This is a genomic window from Paenarthrobacter sp. AT5, from assembly GCF_032764245.1.
Taxonomy (GTDB): Bacteria; Actinomycetota; Actinomycetes; order Actinomycetales; family Micrococcaceae; genus Arthrobacter; species Arthrobacter ureafaciens.
Genome location: NZ_CP136441.1, coordinates 1,462,615 through 1,484,073 on the forward strand (window position 1 = coordinate 1,462,615; position 21,459 = coordinate 1,484,073).

At 64.2% G+C, this 21,459-nt stretch carries 19 protein-coding genes and 2 tRNA genes; 13 read left to right on the forward strand and 8 right to left on the reverse strand.

The window, feature by feature from the left end:
• Positions 1–251: 251 nt before the first annotated feature.
• Both RI444_RS06650 and RI444_RS06655 read right to left on the reverse strand, forming a co-directional pair.
• Entirely contained in the window at positions 252–1,352 is a 1,101-nt protein-coding gene (locus RI444_RS06650) for an ATP-binding protein (RefSeq protein WP_021472551.1), read from the reverse strand.
• A gap of 82 nt (positions 1,353–1,434) precedes the next feature.
• Positions 1,435–2,250 (reverse strand): SGNH/GDSL hydrolase family protein, encoded by an 816-nt coding sequence (locus RI444_RS06655; RefSeq protein WP_021472552.1) that lies wholly within the window; start codon positions 2,248–2,250, stop codon positions 1,435–1,437.
• A gap of 77 nt (positions 2,251–2,327) precedes the next feature.
• Between RI444_RS06655 and RI444_RS06660 the strand changes: the two genes are divergently transcribed.
• Positions 2,328–2,975, forward strand: a complete 648-nt coding sequence (locus RI444_RS06660; RefSeq protein WP_021472553.1) for an alpha/beta hydrolase — start codon at positions 2,328–2,330, stop codon at positions 2,973–2,975.
• Here the strand turns inward: RI444_RS06660 and RI444_RS06665 are convergent.
• The gene (locus RI444_RS06665; protein ID WP_021472554.1) at positions 2,972–3,202 is read right to left on the reverse strand and encodes an RNA-binding S4 domain-containing protein; all 231 of its coding nucleotides are present in this window, start codon (positions 3,200–3,202) and stop codon (positions 2,972–2,974) included. The genes RI444_RS06660 and RI444_RS06665 overlap by 4 nt on opposite strands.
• Before the next feature lie 23 nt (positions 3,203–3,225).
• On the opposite strand from RI444_RS06665, the gene RI444_RS06670 reads away from it, so the two are divergent.
• From RI444_RS06670 to RI444_RS06710, 9 genes are all read left to right on the forward strand, one after another.
• Positions 3,226–4,230, forward strand: coding sequence for a DMT family transporter (locus RI444_RS06670; protein ID WP_052474257.1), 1,005 nt, complete (start codon positions 3,226–3,228; stop codon positions 4,228–4,230).
• Between the two features lie 70 nt (positions 4,231–4,300).
• Positions 4,301–5,686: a glycine--tRNA ligase gene (locus RI444_RS06675; RefSeq protein ID WP_021472556.1), complete on the forward strand. Its 1,386-nt coding sequence runs from the start codon at positions 4,301–4,303 to the stop codon at positions 5,684–5,686.
• A 2-nt stretch (positions 5,687–5,688) separates the two neighbouring features.
• The gene (locus RI444_RS06680; protein ID WP_021472557.1) at positions 5,689–6,651 is read left to right on the forward strand and encodes a GNAT family N-acetyltransferase; all 963 of its coding nucleotides are present in this window, start codon (positions 5,689–5,691) and stop codon (positions 6,649–6,651) included.
• A 19-nt stretch (positions 6,652–6,670) separates the two neighbouring features.
• Positions 6,671–8,122: a YibE/F family protein gene (locus RI444_RS06685; protein ID WP_316963881.1), complete on the forward strand. Its 1,452-nt coding sequence runs from the start codon at positions 6,671–6,673 to the stop codon at positions 8,120–8,122.
• Positions 8,123–8,172: 50 nt separating this feature from the next.
• The gene (dusB, locus tag RI444_RS06690) at positions 8,173–9,354 is read left to right on the forward strand and encodes a tRNA dihydrouridine synthase DusB (RefSeq protein ID WP_021472559.1); all 1,182 of its coding nucleotides are present in this window, start codon (positions 8,173–8,175) and stop codon (positions 9,352–9,354) included.
• A 62-nt stretch (positions 9,355–9,416) separates the two neighbouring features.
• Entirely contained in the window at positions 9,417–10,733 is a 1,317-nt protein-coding gene (locus tag RI444_RS06695; RefSeq protein ID WP_316963882.1) for a deoxyguanosinetriphosphate triphosphohydrolase, read from the forward strand.
• A 16-nt stretch (positions 10,734–10,749) separates the two neighbouring features.
• A complete protein-coding gene (dnaG, locus tag RI444_RS06700) occupies positions 10,750–12,633 on the forward strand; it encodes a DNA primase (RefSeq protein ID WP_179015396.1) in 1,884 nt (627 codons plus the stop codon).
• A gap of 82 nt (positions 12,634–12,715) precedes the next feature.
• Positions 12,716–12,788 (forward strand) — tRNA-Asn (locus RI444_RS06705).
• 115 nt (positions 12,789–12,903) lie between these two features.
• Positions 12,904–12,976: transfer RNA gene (locus tag RI444_RS06710), tRNA-Asn, on the forward strand.
• 46 nt (positions 12,977–13,022) lie between these two features.
• Here the strand turns inward: RI444_RS06710 and RI444_RS06715 are convergent.
• From RI444_RS06715 to RI444_RS06735, 5 genes are all read right to left on the reverse strand, one after another.
• On the reverse strand, positions 13,023–13,430 hold the full coding sequence (locus tag RI444_RS06715; protein WP_021472562.1) for a hypothetical protein: 408 nt from the start codon (positions 13,428–13,430) through the stop codon (positions 13,023–13,025).
• A gap of 70 nt (positions 13,431–13,500) precedes the next feature.
• A complete protein-coding gene (locus RI444_RS06720) occupies positions 13,501–14,784 on the reverse strand; it encodes an alpha/beta hydrolase (RefSeq protein WP_207604933.1) in 1,284 nt (427 codons plus the stop codon).
• Positions 14,781–17,309 (reverse strand): DUF2156 domain-containing protein, encoded by a 2,529-nt coding sequence (locus RI444_RS06725; protein WP_021472564.1) that lies wholly within the window; start codon positions 17,307–17,309, stop codon positions 14,781–14,783. The genes RI444_RS06720 and RI444_RS06725 overlap by 4 nt, the downstream gene beginning before the upstream one ends.
• A gap of 83 nt (positions 17,310–17,392) precedes the next feature.
• Entirely contained in the window at positions 17,393–17,572 is a 180-nt protein-coding gene (locus RI444_RS06730; protein WP_021472565.1) for a glycine zipper domain-containing protein, read from the reverse strand.
• A gap of 35 nt (positions 17,573–17,607) precedes the next feature.
• Complete coding sequence (locus RI444_RS06735) at positions 17,608–18,837, reverse strand: multidrug effflux MFS transporter (RefSeq protein ID WP_207605933.1); 1,230 nt, start codon at positions 18,835–18,837, stop codon at positions 17,608–17,610.
• A 172-nt stretch (positions 18,838–19,009) separates the two neighbouring features.
• Between RI444_RS06735 and RI444_RS06740 the strand changes: the two genes are divergently transcribed.
• The 3 genes from RI444_RS06740 to RI444_RS06750 are packed head-to-tail and all read left to right on the forward strand — an operon-like array spanning position 19,010 to position 21,434.
• Positions 19,010–19,858 carry a phage holin family protein gene (locus RI444_RS06740; protein ID WP_021472567.1) on the forward strand — a complete coding sequence of 283 codons (849 nt, stop codon included), beginning with the start codon at positions 19,010–19,012 and terminating at the stop codon, positions 19,856–19,858.
• Positions 19,859–19,905: 47 nt separating this feature from the next.
• Positions 19,906–20,532: a CDP-alcohol phosphatidyltransferase family protein gene (locus RI444_RS06745; RefSeq protein ID WP_021472568.1), complete on the forward strand. Its 627-nt coding sequence runs from the start codon at positions 19,906–19,908 to the stop codon at positions 20,530–20,532.
• Positions 20,532–21,434: a DMT family transporter gene (locus RI444_RS06750; RefSeq protein ID WP_021472569.1), complete on the forward strand. Its 903-nt coding sequence runs from the start codon at positions 20,532–20,534 to the stop codon at positions 21,432–21,434. Before RI444_RS06745 ends, RI444_RS06750 begins: the two co-directional genes overlap by 1 nt.
• Positions 21,435–21,459 lie beyond the last annotated feature (25 nt).

The window sequence follows — 21,459 nt, forward strand, 5'->3', positions numbered from 1 at the left end:
CAGCTTAGCCCCGTCGCGTCAGGGCTTCGCCGCCGCGGCAGCCCAACCATCAAACCTCCAGGTTGGGGAGCGCCAGACAAACCAAAAAGAGAACTACTTTGCCGACGTGAGTAGGGTCCAGAGAGCTCCGAACGCGAAAAATGATCCCATCAAGATGTATACGAAGCCCAGGCCCTTGATACGAGCCTACACCGATGACTTGTTTTGGCAGCCTACGGGATCGGGCTCGGCGCACTAGTACCGTGAGATGACTAGTCTGTGTTCAGATTGCGCAAATACTGTCGAAGGCCCGGTATCGCGAAATCGATCTTCCCGTGGCCGGCAGGTTCCACCAGGCCGGCGGCGAGCAGGCGCGAGCGATAGTTGGCGACTAGATTGGTCTTTGCCTTCAGCCTCTCTCCAAGGTCTCCGGCGATCGAAGGACCGTCATCCTGCGCCATTGCGCGAAGGAACTGGAGGTCCTTTGCCGACACGGTTGAGAGTGCGGCTTCGATGACCGTGCGGGCATTGCGCCTGTGGGCGGCCTGTACCGCGCGGTCCGCCTCGGCATCTGTCAGCGTGCCGTTGTTATTTTCCGCTTCGCGCCAGAGGAAGTAGCCGACGAGCTGGATCAAGAAGGGGTAGCCACCGGTCGACTCGGCTGCCTTTTGGACCAGGTGGGGCGGGACACGGAAGCCGGCGGTGGCGAAGATGGAGGCGAAAGACCGTTCAACGTCGCGGATGCCCGCCGCATGGAGGTCGATTTTGTCGGCCCGGCGCAGGAACGTGGCAACGCCTTCATTGAGCAGGTCGGATACGGCTGCAGGCAGTCCGGCGAATACCAGGCCGATCGGCATCCGGTCCTGGATGAAGTGCTGGACGCTGGCCGCCAATTGAGCGAGTTCGTTGCGGTCGGCGGCGTGGATTTCATCCACCGTGATGATCAGGCCGGTGTGTTTGTTGTCGAGGATGTGGAGAAGTTCTTCGCCGAGCTTGCGCCATGCTACTTGGCGTTCGGGTGCCAACTGGGTGGTGATGCTGAATCCTGCGGCGCCGATGGCGGTGATCCGCCGGTTCTGCGGACCGCTGCCAAGTTCCTGGGTCAGGCTGAGCATTTCCTCGCCGACGCGACCCATGAAGCCTTCCGTTGCAGTCTCCGCGATGACTGCCCAGCCTTCTTGGCGGGCGGCGTCATGGACCTCCCCGAGCATCACCGTCTTGCCGATCCCGCGGGCTCCGGTGAAGATCGTGAGCAGTCCCGGTGCCCCGGAACCAAGCCGCAAACCGTATTTGAACTCATCAAGCAGGCCTGACCGTCCAATGATTTCCGGAGGAGTTGCTCCTGCTGAGGGCCTGAATGGATTCTCGATCATGTATCAAGCTTATGAGTCGTTGTGAGTTTTGTGAGTTTGGCGCTCCTGGTGAGGCTTATGAGTTTTGTGAGTATCCTCATGGTCAGTTAGCACTTGAAACGGGACCCGGCGTCGGGCGCTTTGGCGTGATGCCGTCCCCGGAAGATTGGTGCCGTAACCTGCGGATGACCCACGGAACGAAGTACTCGCGGGCCCACACGAGGTCGGAGGACCGGGCTTCGCGCCATGTGCGCGGCGGGAGGGGTTTGGGTGCCATCGGTTCCAGCGTGTGCGGCACGTTCAGTGCCTCCAGCACCATGGTGGCGATCGTGTGGTGGCCCAACGGCGAGAAATGCAGTCGGTCCACGTCCCACATCTGCGGATCAGCGAGTTGCCGCAGGGACCACATGTCGGCGACCACTGCGTCGTGCCGGGCGGCGACGGTTCGCAGGTTCTCGTTGTAGATGGCTACCTTGCCGCGGATCCGGCCAAGCACCGAGGACGCCGTGTCAGGGCCATTGAACAGCACCACGGTGGCGCCGCCCGAGCTGAGCTCCTGGACGGCGGCATCGAGCTTGGTGGCCAGCAGATCGGGGTCCCCGCCGGGGCGGATGAGATCGTTGCCGCCAGCCGAAATGGACACCAGATCCGGCTTGAGTTCCAGGCACGGCCCCACCTGTTCGTCCACGATCTGCTGCAGCAGGCGCCCGCGGATGGCGAGGTTGGCGTAGGCGAAATCGGCATGCCCTCGCCCGAGTTCCTCGGCCACGCGATCGGCCCAGCCGCGGAACCCGCCCGGGCTCCCGGGTTCAGGATCTCCGATGCCTTCGGTAAACGAATCTCCCAGCGCCACGTACCGGCTCCAGGGATGCTTTTGGACAGTTCCTCCGGGCGTCACCAATGAATTGCTCTCACTCACGATTCATATCCTGCCCCGTACATGCGAACCTACGCGACCGTAAGTTGTTACCCGCGGGTAACTGCAAGAATGGACCCATGACTGAAGCCGTAGCTTTTCCCGCACCCGTTGTCCTGTGGTCCCATGACGAAGCCGAACGGGCCGGCAAGCCCCTTCTGGTCCTGCTTCATGGATACGGCTCCAACGAGGACGATCTCTTCAGCCTCGCCGGCCTGCTGCCCGCCGACTTCGTCGTGGCCTCCCTGCGGGCTCCCATGCCCATGGGCCCCGGGTTCACGTGGTTCCCGCTGACTGCCTCGATCGACTACTCCCTGGACGCCGTGAAGCTGGCGGCAGAGTACGCCCTCGAATGGTTGGACACCGTCAAGGCGAACCACTCGTCCGTGACGTTGCTGGGGTTCTCCATGGGCATGGCCATGGCAACCACCATGCTCCGGTACCGGCCCGCCGACTTCGCTGCCGTCGTCGGGCTTTCAGGCTTCGTGATCGACGCCGGAGCTGACGCGGACTTCCGCGACGACGAACTGGACGGCTCGGTGCCGATGTTCTGGGGACGCGACCAGCAGGATCCGGTGATCACTCCGGACAAGATCGAATACACCATGGGCTGGGTCCGCAAGCATGTGGACCTCACCAAGGTGCTTTACACGGGAATGTGGCACGGCATCAACCAGCAGGAAATCGGCCACGTGGGCGAATTCCTCACCCACAAGGTACTTGGCTAGGAACGGCCGGCGATCCTGACCGTCTGGCCGTTCACTGTGACGGTGTCGCCGGGATGGAGTTGGCGGCCGCGGCGTTCTTCGATGTCGTTGTTGACCTTGACCAGTCCGTTCTTGATGAGCTCCGTCGCCTCGACCCCGTCCTCCACCAGGTTGGCAAGCTTCAACAGTTGGCCCAGGCGGATCATGTCGTCGCGGATGGGAATCTCTTCGATTTCGGGATTGCTCATAGAGCAATAATGCCTGAAGTAGTGTGGTGACAGTGCCGAATCCTTCCCACCGTCCCGCCTTTCCGCTTGCCCTCGGGCTGCCGCTTGCCCTGGTGACAGGCCTGGTCCTGCCGCTCCAAGGCCGCATTAACGGGGCGCTCGCCGTCAAGCTCGAGGACGGCATTACCGCTTCCGTGGTGAGCTTCACCACAGGCCTGGTGGTGATTGCGGCTATCTCGCTCGCTACGCCCAAAGGCAGGTCGGGGCTGCAGAGTATTCTCCCGGCCGTCCGCAACCGCAGCTTCCCGCCGTACTACGTCATGGCCGGGGCCGTCGGCGCCCTTTTCGTTTTTGCGCAATCCTTCACGGTCGGCTTGCTGGGCGTCGCGCTGTTCACCGTTGCCACCGTTACCGGACAGACCCTCAGCGGCCTGCTGGTGGACCGCATGGGCATCGCTCCCGGCGGCAAGCGGTCGATCACGGGCGTACGGGTCCTGGGAAGCGTCCTCACCGTGGCCGCGGTCGCCTGGGCCGTGTCCCCGCGCTTTGGTGGAACGGCCGACGTCGGCGCTTTGGTGCTGCCGGTCATCCTGCCTTTGGTGGCGGGTTTCCTCATGAGCTTCCAACAGGCCATGAACGGGACCGCCACCGTCCACTACGGCACCCCCATCGCGGCCACGCTCGTCAATTTCCTGGCCGGTGCCCTTGTCCTCTGGGTGGCCTTGCTGATCAAGCTCGCGGTAGCCGGGGCCGGGAACTCCCTTCCCTCCGAGTGGTGGTACTACGCCGGCGGACCGTTGGGATGCATCGCCATCGGCCTGGCGGCCCTGCTGGTGCGGAGCCTTGGCGTGCTGGTCACCGGGCTTGGCATGATCGCCGGGCAACTGGTGGGGTCCTTGGTGCTCGACGTCGTGATCCCCACTGCGGGCACGGTGGTCGCCTTGCCCACGGTGCTGGGCACGCTCTTGACGCTGGCCGCGATCGTCGTGGCCAGCCTTCCCTGGCCCAGGGGATCCTTCCCCGGAAGGCCAGGCGCCAAAGGCCGGTAGGCTAGAACAGGCATTGTCCCAAGCAACCGCGGACCGCACCCAGCGGCCCTGTAGAAATATGGAGTACCCCATGGCAGCAAAATCCGTCCTCGACCAGGTCATTTCCCTCTCCAAGCGGAGGGGCTTCGTGTTCCAGGCCGGTGAGATCTATGGTGGCTCCCGCTCTGCGTGGGACTACGGTCCCCTCGGTGCAGAGCTGAAGGAAAACATCAAGCGCCAGTGGTGGCAGAGTGTTGTCCGCGGCCGTGAAGACGTGGTGGGCCTGGATTCCTCGGTGATCCTGCCCCGCCAGGTATGGGAAGCATCCGGCCACGTGGAGGTCTTCTCCGATCCCCTGGTGGAGTGCCTCTCCTGCCACAAGCGCTACCGGGCCGACCACCTCGAAGAAGAGTACGAGGAAAAGAAGGGCCGCCCCGCGGAAAACGGCTTGGCGGACATCGCCTGCGCCAACTGCGGAACCCGCGGGCAGTGGACCGAACCCCAGGAGTTCTCCGGCCTGCTGAAGACCTTCCTTGGCCCGGTGGCCAGCGAGGAAGGCCTGCACTACCTGCGCCCGGAGACGGCGCAGGGCATCTTCGTGAACTTCAACAACGTGCTCACCACGTCCCGGAAGAAGCCGCCGTTCGGCATCGGACAGATCGGCAAGTCCTTCCGCAACGAGATCACCCCCGGCAACTTCATCTTCCGTACCCGCGAGTTCGAGCAGATGGAGATGGAATTCTTCGTCGAGCCCGGCACGGACGAGGAATGGCACCAGTACTGGATGAAGGAGCGCATGGCCTGGTACACGGGCCTGGGCATCCGCGAAGAAAACCTCCGCTTCTTTGAGCACCCGCAGGAGAAGCTGAGCCACTACTCCAAGGGCACAACGGACATCGAATACCGTTTCGGTTTCCAGGGCTCCGAGTGGGGCGAGCTGGAAGGTATCGCCAACCGCACCGACTTTGACCTCTCCACCCACGCCAAGGCCTCCGGCACTGACTTGAGCTACTTCAACCAGGCCACCAACGAACGCTACACGCCGTACGTGATTGAGCCCGCGGCAGGCCTGACCCGTTCCTTCATGGCGTTCCTCATCGATGCCTACACCGAGGACGAGGCACCCAACGCCAAGGGCGGCGTCGATGTCCGCACGGTCCTGAAGCTTGACCCCCGCCTTGCGCCGGTCAAGGCCGCTGTCCTGCCGCTGAGCCGCAACGAGGACCTGTCCCCGAAGGCCAAGGCCCTGGGCGCCCAGCTGCGGAAGAACTGGAACATTGACTTCGACGATGCCGGCGCCATCGGCCGCCGCTACCGCCGTCAGGATGAGATCGGCACTCCGTTCTGCATCACCGTTGACTTCGACACCCTCGAAGACCAGGCCGTGACCATCCGTGAGCGCGACACCATGAGCCAGGAGCGCGTCTCCTTGGACAAGGTGGAGTCCTACCTGGCAGCCCGCCTGATCGGCGCCTAGCAGTGGCCATCGAGTACCGCGAATGGAAGGAGGGCGACGACCTCGCCCTCCTGGAGATCTGGGGAGACCCTGAGACCCTGCCCGCGGAGCAGTTCCGTGCTGCACTGGCGCCGTCAAGCAACCAGCCGTGGCGCCGGTGCATCGTGGCTGAGGACGTCGTGGACGGAGTCGGCATTCCGGTGGCAGCAGGCGTGGTCCATGAGGCTTCCTTGCATCCTGAACGGCTGTGGGCCTACATCGAGGTTGCCAAGGATCACCGTCACTCGGGCATAGGCGCCACGCTCCTGGCCATGCTGCGCCGCGAAGCCGCGAACTCGCCGTCGGGCGTTTCCAAGCTCCGCAGCAAGGTGGAGCCGGGAACGCCGGGTGCGGCCTTTGCGCAGGCGGCCGGGCTTGCCCCCATCCAGCGCTCCAGGCTTGTGGTGGTGGATCCCGAGCCGCTGAAGTTGCCAAGGTTCGGTGACGGCTCGGAAGAAGCCGCGTCCGAGCGCGTGGAAGACCTGGCCACCGGTTCGGTGGAACTGAGCGACGTCGTAGGACGGTACTACTCTGCCGTGCACCACTGGGACAGCCCGGGAGAGCTCAGTATCGCCACCGTCCAGCGCCTGTTCCTGCATGACCTGACCGGGGCTCACGGTGCGATTGTGCTCCGTGCGCCGAAGGCCAGCGCCTTTGGAGCCGGTGTGCCCGCTTCGAAGAAGGGCAAGCTCCAGGCGTTTGCCATCAGCTATGCCCAGGGGAACTCGGAAGAGCCCTCGGACGTGTTCCTCGGCCACGATCCCGAGCTGTCCGCGGAAGATGCCGAATCAGCCGTCCGGGACCTGCTGGCCCTCATTGCGTACCAGCACCCGGTGCTGCTGGAAGCGGACGAATCCATGACTGCCCTCGGCGCCGTCCTGGAACCGTTGCTTGAATCCGGCAAAGCGCATGTACGCGGCGCGGACACACTGATCGTCAGCGACTGAACTCGAGGTTGTATTCCTGATGGGCCACGGACACCCGCACTCCGGTACTTCAGCTCCGACCGCTGAAGCGGTCGCCTCCCGCAAACGGGCCAACTGGCTCCTCGCGGCCGTGCTGGTTCCGTTGGGCGTGTTGACGCTCGTGGCCATGGTGTTGATGTGGCCCTCGGGCAGCCGGGAAGGGATCTCGTTCGCGAGTCCCTACCAGGCAGCCCCGGGGGTCACGTTCGACACCGGCAAGATTCAAAGGGTGGTCCAAGAGAGCTGCACCCAGACCGGGCAGGCCACCGGTGAAGCGGGCGGCCAGTCCGGCGGCTCGGAATGCACTTTTGCTTTCACCGAGCCGGACAAGGGCGGTGAACCCGTCAAGGTGGTCATCAACCCGGATGTCGCCAAGTCCCACGGCGTCGACGTGGGCGACTCCATCCGCTACCTGAATCTCTCCGGCGTCCAGGGCGCGGCGGCAAGCAATGGTTCGCCATCGTTCGTCTTTGTGGACTTTGTCCGCGACGTCCCGATCACCCTGCTGGCCGTCCTGTACGCCGTCGTGGTGATCGCCGTCGCCCGGTGGCGCGGCTTCCGGGCCCTGCTGGGCCTGGTGGGCGCGTACGCCGTCCTGGTCAGCTTCATCCTTCCGGGCCTGGTGGAGGGCAAGCCGCCACTCCTGCTGGCGTTGGTGGGTTCCACGGTGATCATGATCGGGGTGCCCTACTTCGCCCACGGCTTCTCCGCCCGGACATCCACCGCCTTGCTGGGCACGATTTTCGGGCTGGGAATCACTGCGCTCCTGGCGGCGTGGGCCACCGACGCCGCGAACCTCGCGGGCGTGGGCAACCATGATGCCGCGACGCTCGTGAACATGTCCGGGAACATCTCCATTTCCGGCATCATCCTTTGCGGCCTCATCATCTCCGGGCTTGGAGTGCTTAACGACGTGACCATCACCCAGTCCTCGGCGGTGTGGGAGCTCTACGAACTCGCCCCGGACACCACGGCACGGAAACTCTTCACCTCCGCCATGAGGATCGGCCGGGACCACATCGCGTCCACCGTTTACACCATCGCGTTCGCCTACGCCGGTGCCGCACTTCCCATCCTCATCATCGTCATGCTGTACGACCGCCCCCTCGCCGAGGCACTCACCAGCGCCGAACTCTCGGAGGAAGTCATCCGCACGCTCGTTGGCTCCATCGGCCTGGTCCTCGCGATTCCGGTCACCACTTTCATCGCAGTGCTTGTCGTCAAGGCGACGGGCATGCGGCGGTTGGCCGGCACGTCTGCCGTGGGCCCGGACGACGTCAACGACGCCGGTTCCCTGGCTGCCGCGGCCGCCGTCGTCGGTTCCACTCCGGACGACACACACGACGCCGGGACACACCAGGGCGGCACAGCCGCCGACGGCGGGTCACCGGCCAGCCCCGGCAGCAGGCGGGCCAGGCGCCAGGCCGAGCGCCGCGAGGCCGGATCGGACTGATCGGGATCAGCGGGATCGGCCGATTTGCCCTGATTTGCAACAATGGATAAGTGACCGTCGTAGCAACGCCCCCCACCCCAAAGCTTGAACTTCCGCCATTGCAGCTTGGCGGGATCACCGTGGACACCCCGGTGATCCTTGCTCCCATGGCCGGAATCACCAACTCCGCCTTCCGCCGCCTGTGCCGTGAGTACGGAGGCGGGCTCTACGTAGCGGAGATGGTGACCTCCCGCGCCCTGGTGGAGCGGACTCCGGAATCGCTGCGCATCATTTCCCACGATGAGGATGAAAAAGTCCGGTCGGTTCAGCTCTACGGCGTTGACCCCAAGACCGTGGGCGCAGCAGTCCGGATGCTGGTGGAGGAAGACCGTGCGGACCACATCGACCTCAACTTCGGGTGCCCTGTGCCCAAGGTCACGCGCCGCGGCGGTGGATCCGCGCTGCCGTGGAAGATCGACCTTTTCACCGCGATCGTGCAAACGGCAGTCAAGGAAGCCTCCAAGGGCGGGCTGCCGCTGACCATCAAGATGCGCAAGGGCATCGACGAGGACCACCTGACGTACCTCGAGGCCGGTCGGATTGCCCGCGATTCCGGGGTTGCCGCCGTCGCACTTCATGGCCGCACTGCGGCGCAGTTCTACTCGGGCCAGGCTGACTGGTCCGCGATCGCGCGCCTGCGCGAGGCCCTCCCGGACATCCCGGTCCTGGGCAATGGCGACATCTGGTCCGCGGAGGACGCTGTCCGCATGGTCCGGGAGACCGGCGTCGACGGCGTTGTTGTGGGACGCGGCTGCCAAGGGCGTCCGTGGCTGTTCGGTGACCTTCAGGCAGCGTTCGAAGGCAGCGACCAGCGGCACCGTCCTGGCCTGCGCCAAGTGGCTGAGGGCGTCTACCGGCACGCCGAGCTCATGGTGGAGACGTTCGGCAACGACGAATACAAGGCCCTGCGGGAGATCCGCAAGCACATGGCCTGGTACTTCAAGGGCTACGTCGTGGGCGGGGAGCTCCGCGCCAAGCTGGCCACGGTTCCCACCCTGGCGGTCTTGCGGGAACTCCTGGACCAGCTGGACCTGGACCTGCCGTACCCGGGCGTCGATTCGGAAGGCCCCCGGGGGCGTGCCGGCTCGCCCAAACGGCCCGCCCTGCCCAAGGACTGGCTGGACAGCCGCCAGCTGAACGCTGAACAAAGTGCCGACATCGCCGCTGCCGAGCTGGACGTGTCAGGCGGGTAGCTTTCCGCGTGAAAGACTGGCTCAAGAGGCACCCGCCCGGCGCTTGAAGGAGGCAGAGACCCATGGGAACCGAAGCGATAATCGGCCGCACCGGCAACGCAGGCAACTATGTCCAAGCGATCCCCGGTTACACCGAGGCGGACTCGGCGCGTTGGGTCGAAGAGCCGAGCAAGACCACCTACCGCTCGGACTTTGAACGTGACCGCGCCAGGGTCCTGCATTCCTCCGCCCTTCGGAGGCTGGGGGCGAAGACCCAGGTGGTAGCCCCGGATACGGACGACTTCGTCCGGACCAGGCTGACCCACAGCCTGGAAGTCGCCCAGGTGGGCCGGGAACTCGGGCGTTCGCTGGGGTGCGACCCCGACGTCGTGGACACAGCCTGCCTGAGCCACGATCTCGGCCACCCGCCGTTCGGCCACAACGGCGAATCGGCATTGAACGAGGTTGCCCACGCAATCGGCGGATTCGAGGGGAACGCGCAAACCCTGCGCCTGCTCACGCGGCTGGAGCCCAAAGTCCTGACCGACGGCGGCCGTCCTGCCGGGCTCAACCTCACCCGTGCGAGTCTCGATGCCGCCTCCAAGTACCCGTGGTCAGCGTTGGATGCCCCCGTCATCCACGGCCACCGCACCAGCAAGTTTGGCGCCTACGAGGACGACCTTCCGGTGTTCGAGTGGCTCCGCGAAGGCGCCCCAGGCAACCGTTCGTGCATCGAAGCCCAGGTGATGGACCTGGCCGACGATATTTCCTACTCTGTCCATGACGTGGAGGATGCCATCGTGGCCGGACACTTCCAGCTCAAATGGATGGACAACCCGGACCACCGCGCACGCGTCGTCGGCTACACCCAACAGTGGTACCTGCCGCATAACGATCCCGCCGAGATCGATGCCGCCCTGGCACGCCTGGAAGCCACCCGTGTGTGGGTCCGGGAAGCCGATGGCAGCCGCAAGTCCATGGCCGCGTTGAAGGACATGACCAGCCAATTGATCGGCCGGTTCTGCCAAAGTGCCATGGAGACCACCCGGGCGCACTTCGGCCCGGCCAACCTCACGCGGTACGGTGCCGAGCTCATGGTGCCCGAGGAGACCGTCACTGAAATTGCGGTCCTCAAGGGGCTGGCAACGACGTTCGTCATCTCCACTGACCACCGGCAACCCGTGTACGAGCGCCAGCGCGAAGTCCTGCACGCCTTGGTCGGAGTCCTTAATGCCACCGGCGACCGTCACCTGGAGCCCATGTTCGCTGCTGACTGGCGGGCCGCCGTCGACGACGGCGCAAGGCTGCGTGTGGTGATCGACCAGGTTGCCTCGCTGACGGACGGCTCGGCGTTGGCCATGTACGAACGTTTGGTAGGGAGCCTGCCGTCGCTGTGGTAAGCACTAGGATGGTCACGTGGCTGGCTTGATCAAACGTGAAGATATCGACGAAGTACGCCAGCGCACGGACATCAAGGAAATCGTCGATGGCTACGTCACCCTCAAGACGGCCGGGCTGGGCAGTTTCAAGGGATTGTGTCCCTTCCATGATGAGCGTTCCCCGTCCTTCACCGTCCGCCCGCAGGTAGGCCGCTACCACTGCTTCGGTTGCGGGGAGGACGGCGATGCCATTTCCTTCATCCAGAAAATGGACCACAGCTCTTTCCATGAGGCCGTGGAAAAGCTCGCCGCCCGGATCGGCTACGAGCTCCGGTACGAGGACGGCGGAACGGGTCCCAGCCGCGAAGAAGTGGGCAAGCGGCAGCGCCTCCTTGATGCCCACAAAATTGCCGACGAGTTCTTTCGTGCCCAACTCCTGACCCCCGGTGCAGGGGAAGCCCGCAGCTTCCTGGACGGCCGCGGATTCGACCGCGCCGCGGCAGAACACTTCGGGGTGGGGTACGCGCCGCAGGGCTGGGACGCGCTGCTGAAGCACCTCCGCGGCCGCGGCTTCACGGACGCGGAGCTGAAGCTGACGGGCATGTTTTCCGAAGGCAACAGGGGCATCTACGACCGTTTTCGCGGCAGGCTCATCTGGCCTATCCGCGACATCGCGGGGGATACCATCGGCTTCGGCGCCAGGAAGCTCTACGAGGACGACCAAGGCCCCAAGTACCTGAATACGCCCGAGACCACGCTGTACAAGAAGTCCCAGGTCCTCTACGGCATCGACCTCGCCAAACGCAGTATCGCCAAGGACCGGCAGCTGGTGGTGGTGGAGGGATATACGGATGTCATGGCCTGCCACCTGGCAGGAATCACGACGGCGGTGGCCACGTGCGGAACCGCGTTCGGCACCGAACACATCAAGATCGCCCGGCGCCTGCTTTCCGACGACGGCACCGGGGGAGAGGTGGTGTTTACCTTTGACGGCGACGCAGCCGGCCAGAAGGCGGCGCTGCGGGCGTTCGAGGAAGACCAGCGCTTCGTCGCCCAGACGTACGTCGCGGTGGAACCCACGGGCGCCGATCCCTGCGACCTGCGCCAGCTCAAAGGTGATCCTGCTGTGCGTGAGCTGATCAGCAGCCGCAAGCCCCTGTTCGAGTTCGCCATCCGCGCCACCCTTCGCAAGCACAACCTGGATACCGTGGAGGGCCGGGTGGCTGCCCTGCGCGAAGCCGCTCCTGTGGTGGCACAAATCCGCGACACCGGAATCCGGCCTGCCTACACCCGGGAACTCGCCGGGTGGCTTGGCATGCCCATCGAGGAAGTCAGCCGCTACGTAGGGGCTGCCGCCAAGCGTGCTGCCTCAGGTGGCACCCCCAACGGCCAGCCGGAGCAGCCGACGGCGGCGACAGCACCGCCGTCGAACGCTCCGGCATTCAACCGTCCGGACCCGCGCGATCCCGTGGCGGGCATGGAGCGGCAGGCGCTCGAGGTGGTGCTTCAGGAACCCTCCGTCCTGGGCGGGGGGAACTGGGAACGCTTCGAAGCATCGCATTTCTCGACGCCGGCCTATGCCGCTGTTCATGCGGGAATCAGGGCAACCGGTGTTGCCCAGGCAGCGGACCCCGTGGCCTGGGTGGAAAGGGTGCGGCAGGAAGTGCCGGACCCCTTGCGTCCCCTCGTCTCGGAGCTCGCCGTCACCCCGCTGCCGGCCAGCACGCCCGAAGCGATGCAAAGGTATTGCCGGGACATTCTGGCCCGGTTGTTCGAGTTGCAGATCACCCGCATCAAAGCGGACAAGATGGGGCAGCTGCAGCGCTTGGATGCGGCTGCGTACCCGGAAGAATTCCAGCGCCTGAACCGTGAGCTGATGCAGTTGGAGATGCAGCGGCGGGCGCTTCGGGCCGAGGCGTGAGGCTCTCCCGAGGGCGTCGCAGCCCGCGGAAGAGCCGATTTCGCTTTTCGGCCAGCCCCTGTTAAGCTAATTACCGCTTCATTCCTCCGTAGCTCAATTGGCAGAGCATTCGACTGTTAATCGAAGGGTTACTGGTTCAAGTCCAGTCGGAGGAGCGCTCAAAACCCCCGTTCCGGTCAGCCGGAACGGGGGTTTTTTTATACCCCCGGGAGGTATGCGGGGCCGATTTCGTTTTTCGACCAGCCCCTGTTAAGCTAATTACCGCTTCATTCCTCCGTAGCTCAATTGGCAGAGCATTCGACTGTTAATCGAAGGGTTACTGGTTCAAGTCCAGTCGGAGGAGCGTACAGAACCCCGCACCGGATCTTCCTGGTGCGGGGTTCATTTTTTTACACGAAGTCCATCTCCACTTGGAGGAAGCGGGCCGCCTCCGCGACGGCCGCCTCAAAAGCTTCGTGCTCGGTGGGCGGCGTCCGGGGTTCCCGTGGATGCCATTCGTGCGGAGCCGAGTAGACGCGCGTGAAGCCGCCCCCGGGCGGGGCGTAGAAAATTCCGAAGCGCTGCACAGGCCATTCGGGGGACGTCTCGGGGGCCACCAAAAGGGCGGCATCAGCATCCGGATTGTACCACTGGGCTATGGGGCGGCGACGATCATCCGTGAAAAGCCCTGCGGCATAGAGCGCCGCCGATTGGGGACTCGTGACGGAGCACAGCCTGTCCCACCACAGCGGCAGGATGCGTTCATCCCTGCGCTGCCACGGTGCCGGAAGCGGCTGCAGTTCTTGCCAGTGAGGCACACATCAACTTTATCGTTCGGGACGGGTGCGCAACAGGGGCCGGATTGCCTGCCGGACGGCCTGTTGCGGCTCAAGGAGCCAGCCCCAGCCGCGGATAGAGCACGTCGAATCCCTTGGTCAATCCTGCGTTCAGCGCGATGCCTACGTGGCCCCCGTTGGGTATCTCGTAATACGTCACCGCCATGCCGGACTCCCGGGCCGCCGCGGAAACGGCCTTGGCGGCAGCTACGTAAGTGACGTCGTCGGACCCGACCGTGAAGATGGCGGTGGTGTCCGGGAACTGCCGGCCCTTCATCATGTTGATGGGTTTCAGGGCATCGTACGCTGCCTGGTCGCCGTGGAAGATCTCCGCGAGGTTCCCGGACGGATCTTCGGCGCCGGGGAATTCTTCGCCGGAGATGTCAACCACGTTGCCCCACATCTGCGGGTACTTTACCGCGAAGGAAATGGCGCACTGTCCACCGTTGGAGTACCCGGCAATGGTCCAGTATTTGCGGTCCGGGAAGATGTTCAGGTTTTCCTTGGCCCACGTGACGACGTCCACGTTGATGTACTTCTCGACGTTCCCGTATTTGGCCGTGTCCAGGCAAAGCGTGTCGTCCTGGTCCGGTCCGATCTGGTCTGCCACGATCGCGATGGGCGCCAAGCCCTTGTTCTTCGCCGCGAAATCGTCCAGGGCAGCCGACACGTACTGGGGATCGGGCAGCCCCGGCTGCCCCATCATCAGCACATAAAGCGGAAGCCGTGGCGGGTTCTCCGTCAGCGCGGCAGGTGGCAGATAAATGCCCGCCGGGCGCGCATTGAAGCCCGAGGCCGTGGCCGGGATGACCTGGGTGCCCACCCTGCCCGCCGTGGGCATGTCAGCCGGGGGCTCCCAGTTCTGCCACAGCGGTCCGGTTGGTATGGCGGAGTCCGGATTGGGCTTTTCCAGCTGGATCTGGCCCTCGGTTGAGATGCCAAAGGCCGATCCCAAGGTGTTGTTCAGACCGAACTCGGTGTTGATGCCCAGTGCCGGGACCACGAGGAAAACAGGGATGGAGAAAGCCGCCAGTACCTTCCGCCGGACTGAGCTGCTCCTGAAGCTCACCGTCGCCAGTCCGAGGGCAGCGAACGCAGCGATGGACCAGAACCACACCCATGGGGTCAGGCCCACATGGAAGACATCCATGACGTCCTCCACGAGCCATACTGTCAGCCAGCCCAGCAGGCCGGCCACCAGGATCGCCAGGAGTGCGGTCCTGAGCCACCGCCACGACGGACGAAGGAGCAGCAGGAGAAAGAAGCCGACGCCGATCGCAATGGCTATGGACATCACCACGGGACCGGTGATGTCGGTCCTCAGGATGGCATTCACTGCGCCGGTTCCCGGGCCACCATGTGGCGCAGCAGTCCGGCGCTCCGGGCAGGGGACAATCCCGGCAGGTAGGCCGAGCCCACCGCCAGGCCGATTGACGGAAGGGACAGGGGATCCTGGTAGTACATGTACAGGGTCCGGTGTTCGGGCTGGAAACGGGATTTGAAGGCCGCGAGCGACTTGAAGCCATACATGGGTTCCAAGGCGTTCCCCAGGAGGGCAAGCACCCGGTCCAAGGCGCTGTGGTCGCCTTCGCCCGGGTCCGTACCGTCGCCGCTGCCTGTGGTGTTCCGGCTGTCGGTGTTGGCGAGCGGGGAGCCGGACAACGAGATCTGCGGCACGTCCTCCTTGAAGTGGTTCACCGCCGAAGCAATGAGGAATTCCATCACTCCCTTGAACCCGGTTGTGCGCCGCCGCATGAAGTCCAGTGTCCAACCGGTCACTGCCCCATCGGTGAAAACAGGCAGCCAACTGGTAACACCGTGGACCAGGCCGTCATCGTCCACAGCCACGCAACACAGGACCTCGGGGTCCTTGAGTTCGTCAAGGCCGCCCAGCGTGAAACCCATCTCCGGCAGGGCTTTGTCCGCCACCCACTCCTCGGAGATCTCCGCCAACTGTGCCCGGATGCCCGGCGGCATCATCCGGTAATGGTGCCACTGGTCCGTGATGGAAAGTTTGTCCGCGCGATTGAGGGCCGTGCGGACGTTCTGCCATTCCTTGCCCTTGAACGTCATCGTCTGGATGTTCAGGAGGGTCTCTTCGGCGACCTCGAGCTTGCGGAAGCCGCGGGGGAGGAGCGGGCCATCCAGCTCGTCCGTTGCGGAATAGAAACAGGGAGTGAGGCCCAGGGCCGAGCAGTGGGCCAGGAATCCCGTGGCGGCGTCCGCATGGTGTTCCGCGGCACCGAACGGCCCGGCCACCGTGAGGGCAACGCCGTTGTGGACCTGGTAGGCGACGCCTGCTTTGCGATCCGGCGTGAACCAGTATTGGTTGTTCTCCCACAGCGCCATCCAGGACAACGACCCGCCGCCGTCGTGGATCAGCTCGCGGGCGTGGCCAAGGTCGGCTGCAGGGTCGGTCGCGACGGCCCGGAACTTTTGGTAGTTGCCCAGCACCAGGAACAGGATGCACAGCCAGATGACGTCCCCGCCCAGGCCGTAGAGGACGGTGCTGAGAAGACCTTGGGGAAGTTCGGTGACGAACGGGACCGGGAACGGTACGAGGATGTGCGTCAGCTGCCCTGCAAGGTCCCACCCCGTGGAGCGTCCCGGATTTCCCTCAAGGAACCAAAAAAGCGCATAGAGGGCTACTGCCGCACCAGCCATGATCAACGTGGTCCGGCCGAGGACGCGATAGCTGGCGTCACTGGATTCGACCCTGAACTTATGCCGGTTGGCCAGGAGGAGGAAAACGATGATCAAAGGGGCCACAATGGCGGGGATGGCGTACAGCAGCAAGTAGCCGACGTCGTCGTTGCCGAGCGTCACGTCGGGGTCGGTGACGTACTGGAGCACGGCGAAGGTAGTGACAGCCGCCAGGTACAACTGGATGGTGAGGGTCAGCCGGTAGGCAAGGCGGCGTCCCCGGCGCAGGCCCTCGGCGCACACCAGCAGCAGCAAGACCGGTATCAAGCTCAGGATGGTGGCACCAAAGCTTTGGACACCCACCACGCCTTGCAGGGTGACGCAGCTTTGGTCGTCGTCGCAGGCCTCGCGGACCTCGTCCGCCGTCGGACTGGCCTGCAGCATCACCTGCGACACCACCGACAGGGGACCGACGTCCAGAGTGCCGGTGAGCTGCGTCAGCAGCGGTCCCACAGCGAACACGCCCACCACGGTGCCCACCAGGAAACGGGTCTCCCGAAGGCTCGACGAGTGCAGCTTCCCTGCCTGGCGCCGGAGTATCCACGATTGGGCGGCCCAACCCGCCAGGATGCCGATGACTGCTCCGCTGAGGGCCTGCAAGGTCTGGGCCACGCCCACGAAGAGCGCAAACATGAGCGTCGCCGCCACCAGCCACGTCCGCAGCCGCCGGCGCCACAGGGACTCAAGCGCCGCCGTCGAGCATCCCAGGGCGGCAGCGGCACCGCCGTAAGCACCCACCACATACTCGCCGCCCAGGAAGCTGAGCCATTGATCGCTGTTGTCCGTGCCGTATTCCACCAGTGCCACCAGCACCAACGCGCTCAGGGCTGAACCCGCCACAAAGGCGGCCAAGGCAAGCCAAGGGCCCATGGTCCGCTCGGCGATGCCCACCCCGATGAGGATCATCACGGTGCAGGCGAGATAGTCCAGGAGGGAGGAGGCAAAGAACCCTGACGTAAAGACCGCCCACCAAGGCCCGGGCTCCACGGCCAAGCCGATTCCCACCTGTTCAAGAAGCGGTTCAGGAGGGCCGGCGAGCAAGCTACCGGTGGTTGCACCCACAATCCAGAGGACTGCGATGAGTCCCAGCGTCAACGGCAACTTGCGCAAGGCAGCCAAGCGTCGCCAGTTGCCCTTTTGTTCCACAGCCGTACTCATGTGATGTCCCCTCCACAGGCAGGCGCGGGTAACCCCGGCTGGCCACTATTCTGCCTTGCGGGCCCTTGGAAGGGGAGACGTTCCTACTCCCTGTTCCAGGGACCGGGATTCACGCGGTACAGCAGGGCCGAGCCAATGACGGCGCCCAGGATGGCGCCGAACAACGCGCTGCCGGCGAGGCGGCCCAGCAAGGCTCCGACGACGGCGCCAAGCAAGGCTCCGAGGAACAGGCCACGGCCGTTGCGGTGCGGTTTTTTCGCCATGGGTTCCAGCCTATGCGCACCACGGGTGAATCGCCTCAGTGGATGGACGGGACCGAACGGGGACGGACCACCAGCCACAGCGCACAAATGGCTCCGGAGATGCACACGACCTGGACAGCGCCCATGGGCACTGCCGAACTGACGCCGAGCCAACCGACCACTGGGGGAACCACACCTGCCATAAGGAACTGGGCTGCGCCCAGCATGGAGGCCGCTGTGCCGGCTTGGGCCCCGTGATTGGCCAGGGACAAGACCTGGACGCACGGGAACATGAAGCCGGTGGCGCAGATGTAGAACCACAGCGGGACCAGGATGCCCCACAGTCCCACCTCCATCAGGTCCAGGACGATGATCAGCGCGGCCATCACCAGCATGAAGAGTGTGGCTCCGGCAACAATCCACTGCGGTGCCACCCGCTTGATGAGCCGGGAACTGATCTGCACGCCTGCCACGATGCCCAGTGAATTGACGCCGAACAACAGGCCGTACTCCTGGGCGGAGAAGTCGTAAATGTTCTGGAAGAGGAACGTCGAGGCAGACAAGTATGCGAACAGGCCGCCGAAGTTCAGGCTTCCCACCATCAGCATGCCCACGAAGATACGGTCCGTCAGCACCTTCTTGTAGCGCTGGCGGACAGTGACGTCGGACTTTCCGCGCTGCTCGGCCGGAAGGGTTTCCTTGATGAAGAAGATGGCCGCCAGGATCACCAGCGTGCCGTAGCAGGCAAGGAAGTAGAAGATGCCGGGCCACGGGAGCACCAGCAGCAATTGGGACCCGATGATCGGGGCAAGGATGGGAGCCAAACCGTTCACGAGCGACATGCGCGAGAACATCCGGACCATGGCGTAGCCGTGGAAGAGGTCACGGACCATCGCCATTGCCACCACGCCGCCGCCGGCCGCGCCGATGCCCATCAGCACGCGGAACAGGGAGAGGACGCCGATGTCCGTGGAAAGGGCGGCGCCCAGAGAGGAACCGATGTGAAGCGCCGTCGCAAGAATCAGCGGCAACCTGCGACCGAATTTGTCGCTGAAGGGCCCCACCACCAGTTGTCCCAGGCCGAACCCGACCGTGGTGCCGGTCAGTGTCAGCTGGATAGCGGCCGCGGAGACGTCGAAGCTCTCCTCAAGCGCGGGAAACGCCGGCAGGTAGAGGTCTACCGTGAAGGGGCCCAAAGCCGTCAATGCACCGAGGAGCAGGATATAGACAAGCTTTTCGCGTCGGCTCAGGGAATCGCCCGGAGTGAGGTGATGGGTCACGATTATCCATCCTATGGTGAAACATCATATTTATGGGCCCATGGCGGGCGCGCCGCAGGCTCGATGGCTGAAGTTCAGCACGAACCTGAATGATAGTTTTGAGGACAAGTGCCTGCGGCGTGCTGTTTGGCCGCTTTCACCCATCACGAAGCCCAGAGGAAGCAGTTAGGCGGAACCCATGAGCGGACGTCACACCAGTCGGACCGGCAAAGGCCCAGCCATCCGTAGTTTGCCGAAGACCCTCAAGCTCGTTGCCCGTTTGGCACCCAGGCAACTGAATGACGAACTGGCGCTGGCCAGGGTCGAACTGAAACGCAAAGCCGCACAGGTAGGTGTGGCGGGTGCGTTCTTCGGCGTTGCCCTCGTCTTCCTGATGCTCCTGGTCATTGCACTGGTGGTGGCAGCCATCCTCGGCCTTGCCACCATTATGCCCGGATGGCTCGCAGCCCTGATCGTTGCTGCGGTGTTCCTGCTGATTGTTGCCCTGGGTGCCTTGATAGGCACCGCCAAGTTCAGGGCAGCCATGCCGCTGGTTCCGGAGGATACTATCCGCGGGATCAAGCATGACCTGGGCATTGCCAAGGAAGGCTCGGCCTTCGATGAGTCCATCCTTGATCCCAATTCCCCCGCAGCCAAGGCGGCCAAAGCCCAAAAGGAAGCTGAAGCGCAAAAAGCGAAGGCTGAGAAAGCGGCCAAGGAGGCCGCCAAGGACGCCGATGCCGCCAAGGCACCCACCGAAGCTGAACTGCGGCGCCGGCTGGACAAGCGCCGCGAGCACCTTACCGGTGTCCGCGACGAACTTGGCGAGGAGCTTGACGTCAAGAAGCAGGGGCAGGCATTGCTGGAGACTGCCAACCAGAAACTGCAGGAAGGCCGTGAATTTGCGGCCGCCAAGTTCGCCGCTGCCGGCGAATCGGTTCCCGAGGACTTCACCGGGCGCCTTGCCGCCCGCTGGAAGGACCTCGTGGCGTTTGCTGCCGCTGCCGCCGTCTTCGTGGTTGCGCTACGGAAGCTGCTCAAGAAGTAAAAGCTTGCGGCAGTAACGCACACACTGAAGTAGAGGAGGGGGACATCATGAGGCTGATCGGTGCAGGGTCACGCCCCGACCGTCCCCAAGTGGACCACGACCTCATCGTCACCGTCCCGAACATCCTGACGGTCCTGCGCTTCATGGGTGTCCCGCTCTTCGTCTGGCTTGTCCTGTCCCAGCGGGAGTACGGCTTTGCCGTGCTGGTCCTGGTGGTCATGGGCAGCACCGACTGGGTGGACGGCTACATCGCCCGGCGTTTCGACCAGACCTCCAAGCTTGGCCGGATACTGGATCCGATGGCGGACCGGGCAGCCCTCATAGCGGTGGCCGTCACCCTGGCGGTTGCCGGCGTCGTGCAGTGGTGGTACCTGGCCGCGCTGGTGGTTCCGGACATCATCCTGGCCACTGCCTCCCTGATCTACTTCCGCAGCCACCCGGACCTCCCCGTGAGCGTCGTCGGTAAGATCCGTACGGCGCTGTTGCTGCTGGGCACTCCGTTGTTGGTGCTTTCCAAACTCCAGATTCCCTTCACTGACGTGTACTTCGTGGCGGCGTGGACGTTCCTTGGCCTTGGCCTGGTGGGGCACTGGATCGCCGCCTACAACTATTTCTGGGCCATCCTGCGGAAAGGCAAGGACCTGCAAAGCGAAGACGACGGCGGAAACGGCTGATGGTCTGGCTTGCGGTCGTCCTGGCAGTGCTTGGCGCATTTTTCCTCGCCATCGGTGCCCAGCGGCAGGGCAGTGCGGTCAAAGCCGATACCGGCGGCCTCGCCCTCAGCTCCAACGGGTTCCTGCGCCTGCTCCGTAACCCGCGGTGGATGTTCGGCCTCCTGCTGCTGGCGCTGGGCATGGCAGCGAACGCGGTGGCCCTCGTCTCGGCGCCTTTGACCGTGGTGCAGCCCATCGGCGCGATTGCGCTGGTGATCACCACTGTGGTGAACGCAAAGGACCAAGGCCTCAGCATCAACCGCGCCACGGTAGTGGCCATCACGGCGTGCGTCACGGGATCGGCATTGTTCGTGCTGCTGGCGGTGACGGTAACGCAGGAAAACCACCACGTGAGCGCTGAGGACGAGCTGACCATCGTCTTGCTGCTGGCCCTGGCCGTCGGTTTGTTCGGGACACTGGCCGTGCTTTTCAAGCACAGGATGAGCGCCTTCATCTACATTATTGGGGCAGGTGTCCTGTTCGGTTTTGTCGCCGTTCTGACGCGGATCATCGGCAAGCACCTGCTGGATCCCAACGGGCTGTTCCTGCTCAACGTCCAGTGGTACACGCTGATCGCCATCGCCGCCGCGGGCGGACTCGGTTCCTGGTTTGTGCAGAGCGCCTACTCGAGCGGACCGCCGGACCTGGTCATTGCAGGATTGACCGTCATCGACCCCATGGTGGGCATTGCCATCGGCATCATCATCCTGGGTGAGCTTCGTCCCGATGTCCACACCGTCATGGCAATCGCCATGGCTGCGGCGGCCGTCCTTGCTATCGTGGGGGTAATCGCCCTGAGCCGCCATCACCCGGAAGTTACCAAGCGCAAGAAAGAAGCCAAGGGACCTCACCGGAAGGCCTAGGGGGTAAGCAGTACCTTGTGCCACC

Coding starts and splice junctions, on each gene's coding strand:
- RI444_RS06650 (WP_021472551.1), bottom strand. CDS start 1,352: ATGATCGAGAATCCATTCAGGCCCTCAGCAGGAGCAACTCCTCCGGAA.
- RI444_RS06660 (WP_021472553.1), top strand. CDS start 2,328: ATGACTGAAGCCGTAGCTTTTCCCGCACCCGTTGTCCTGTGGTCCCAT.
- RI444_RS06665 (WP_021472554.1), bottom strand. CDS start 3,202: ATGAGCAATCCCGAAATCGAAGAGATTCCCATCCGCGACGACATGATC.
- RI444_RS06675 (WP_021472556.1), top strand. CDS start 4,301: ATGGCAGCAAAATCCGTCCTCGACCAGGTCATTTCCCTCTCCAAGCGG.
- RI444_RS06685 (WP_316963881.1), top strand. CDS start 6,671: ATGGGCCACGGACACCCGCACTCCGGTACTTCAGCTCCGACCGCTGAA.
- RI444_RS06695 (WP_316963882.1), top strand. CDS start 9,417: ATGGGAACCGAAGCGATAATCGGCCGCACCGGCAACGCAGGCAACTAT.
- RI444_RS06725 (WP_021472564.1), bottom strand. CDS start 17,309: ATGAGTACGGCTGTGGAACAAAAGGGCAACTGGCGACGCTTGGCTGCC.
- RI444_RS06730 (WP_021472565.1), bottom strand. CDS start 17,572: ATGGCGAAAAAACCGCACCGCAACGGCCGTGGCCTGTTCCTCGGAGCC.
- RI444_RS06740 (WP_021472567.1), top strand. CDS start 19,010: ATGAGCGGACGTCACACCAGTCGGACCGGCAAAGGCCCAGCCATCCGT.
- RI444_RS06745 (WP_021472568.1), top strand. CDS start 19,906: ATGAGGCTGATCGGTGCAGGGTCACGCCCCGACCGTCCCCAAGTGGAC.
- RI444_RS06750 (WP_021472569.1), top strand. CDS start 20,532: ATGGTCTGGCTTGCGGTCGTCCTGGCAGTGCTTGGCGCATTTTTCCTC.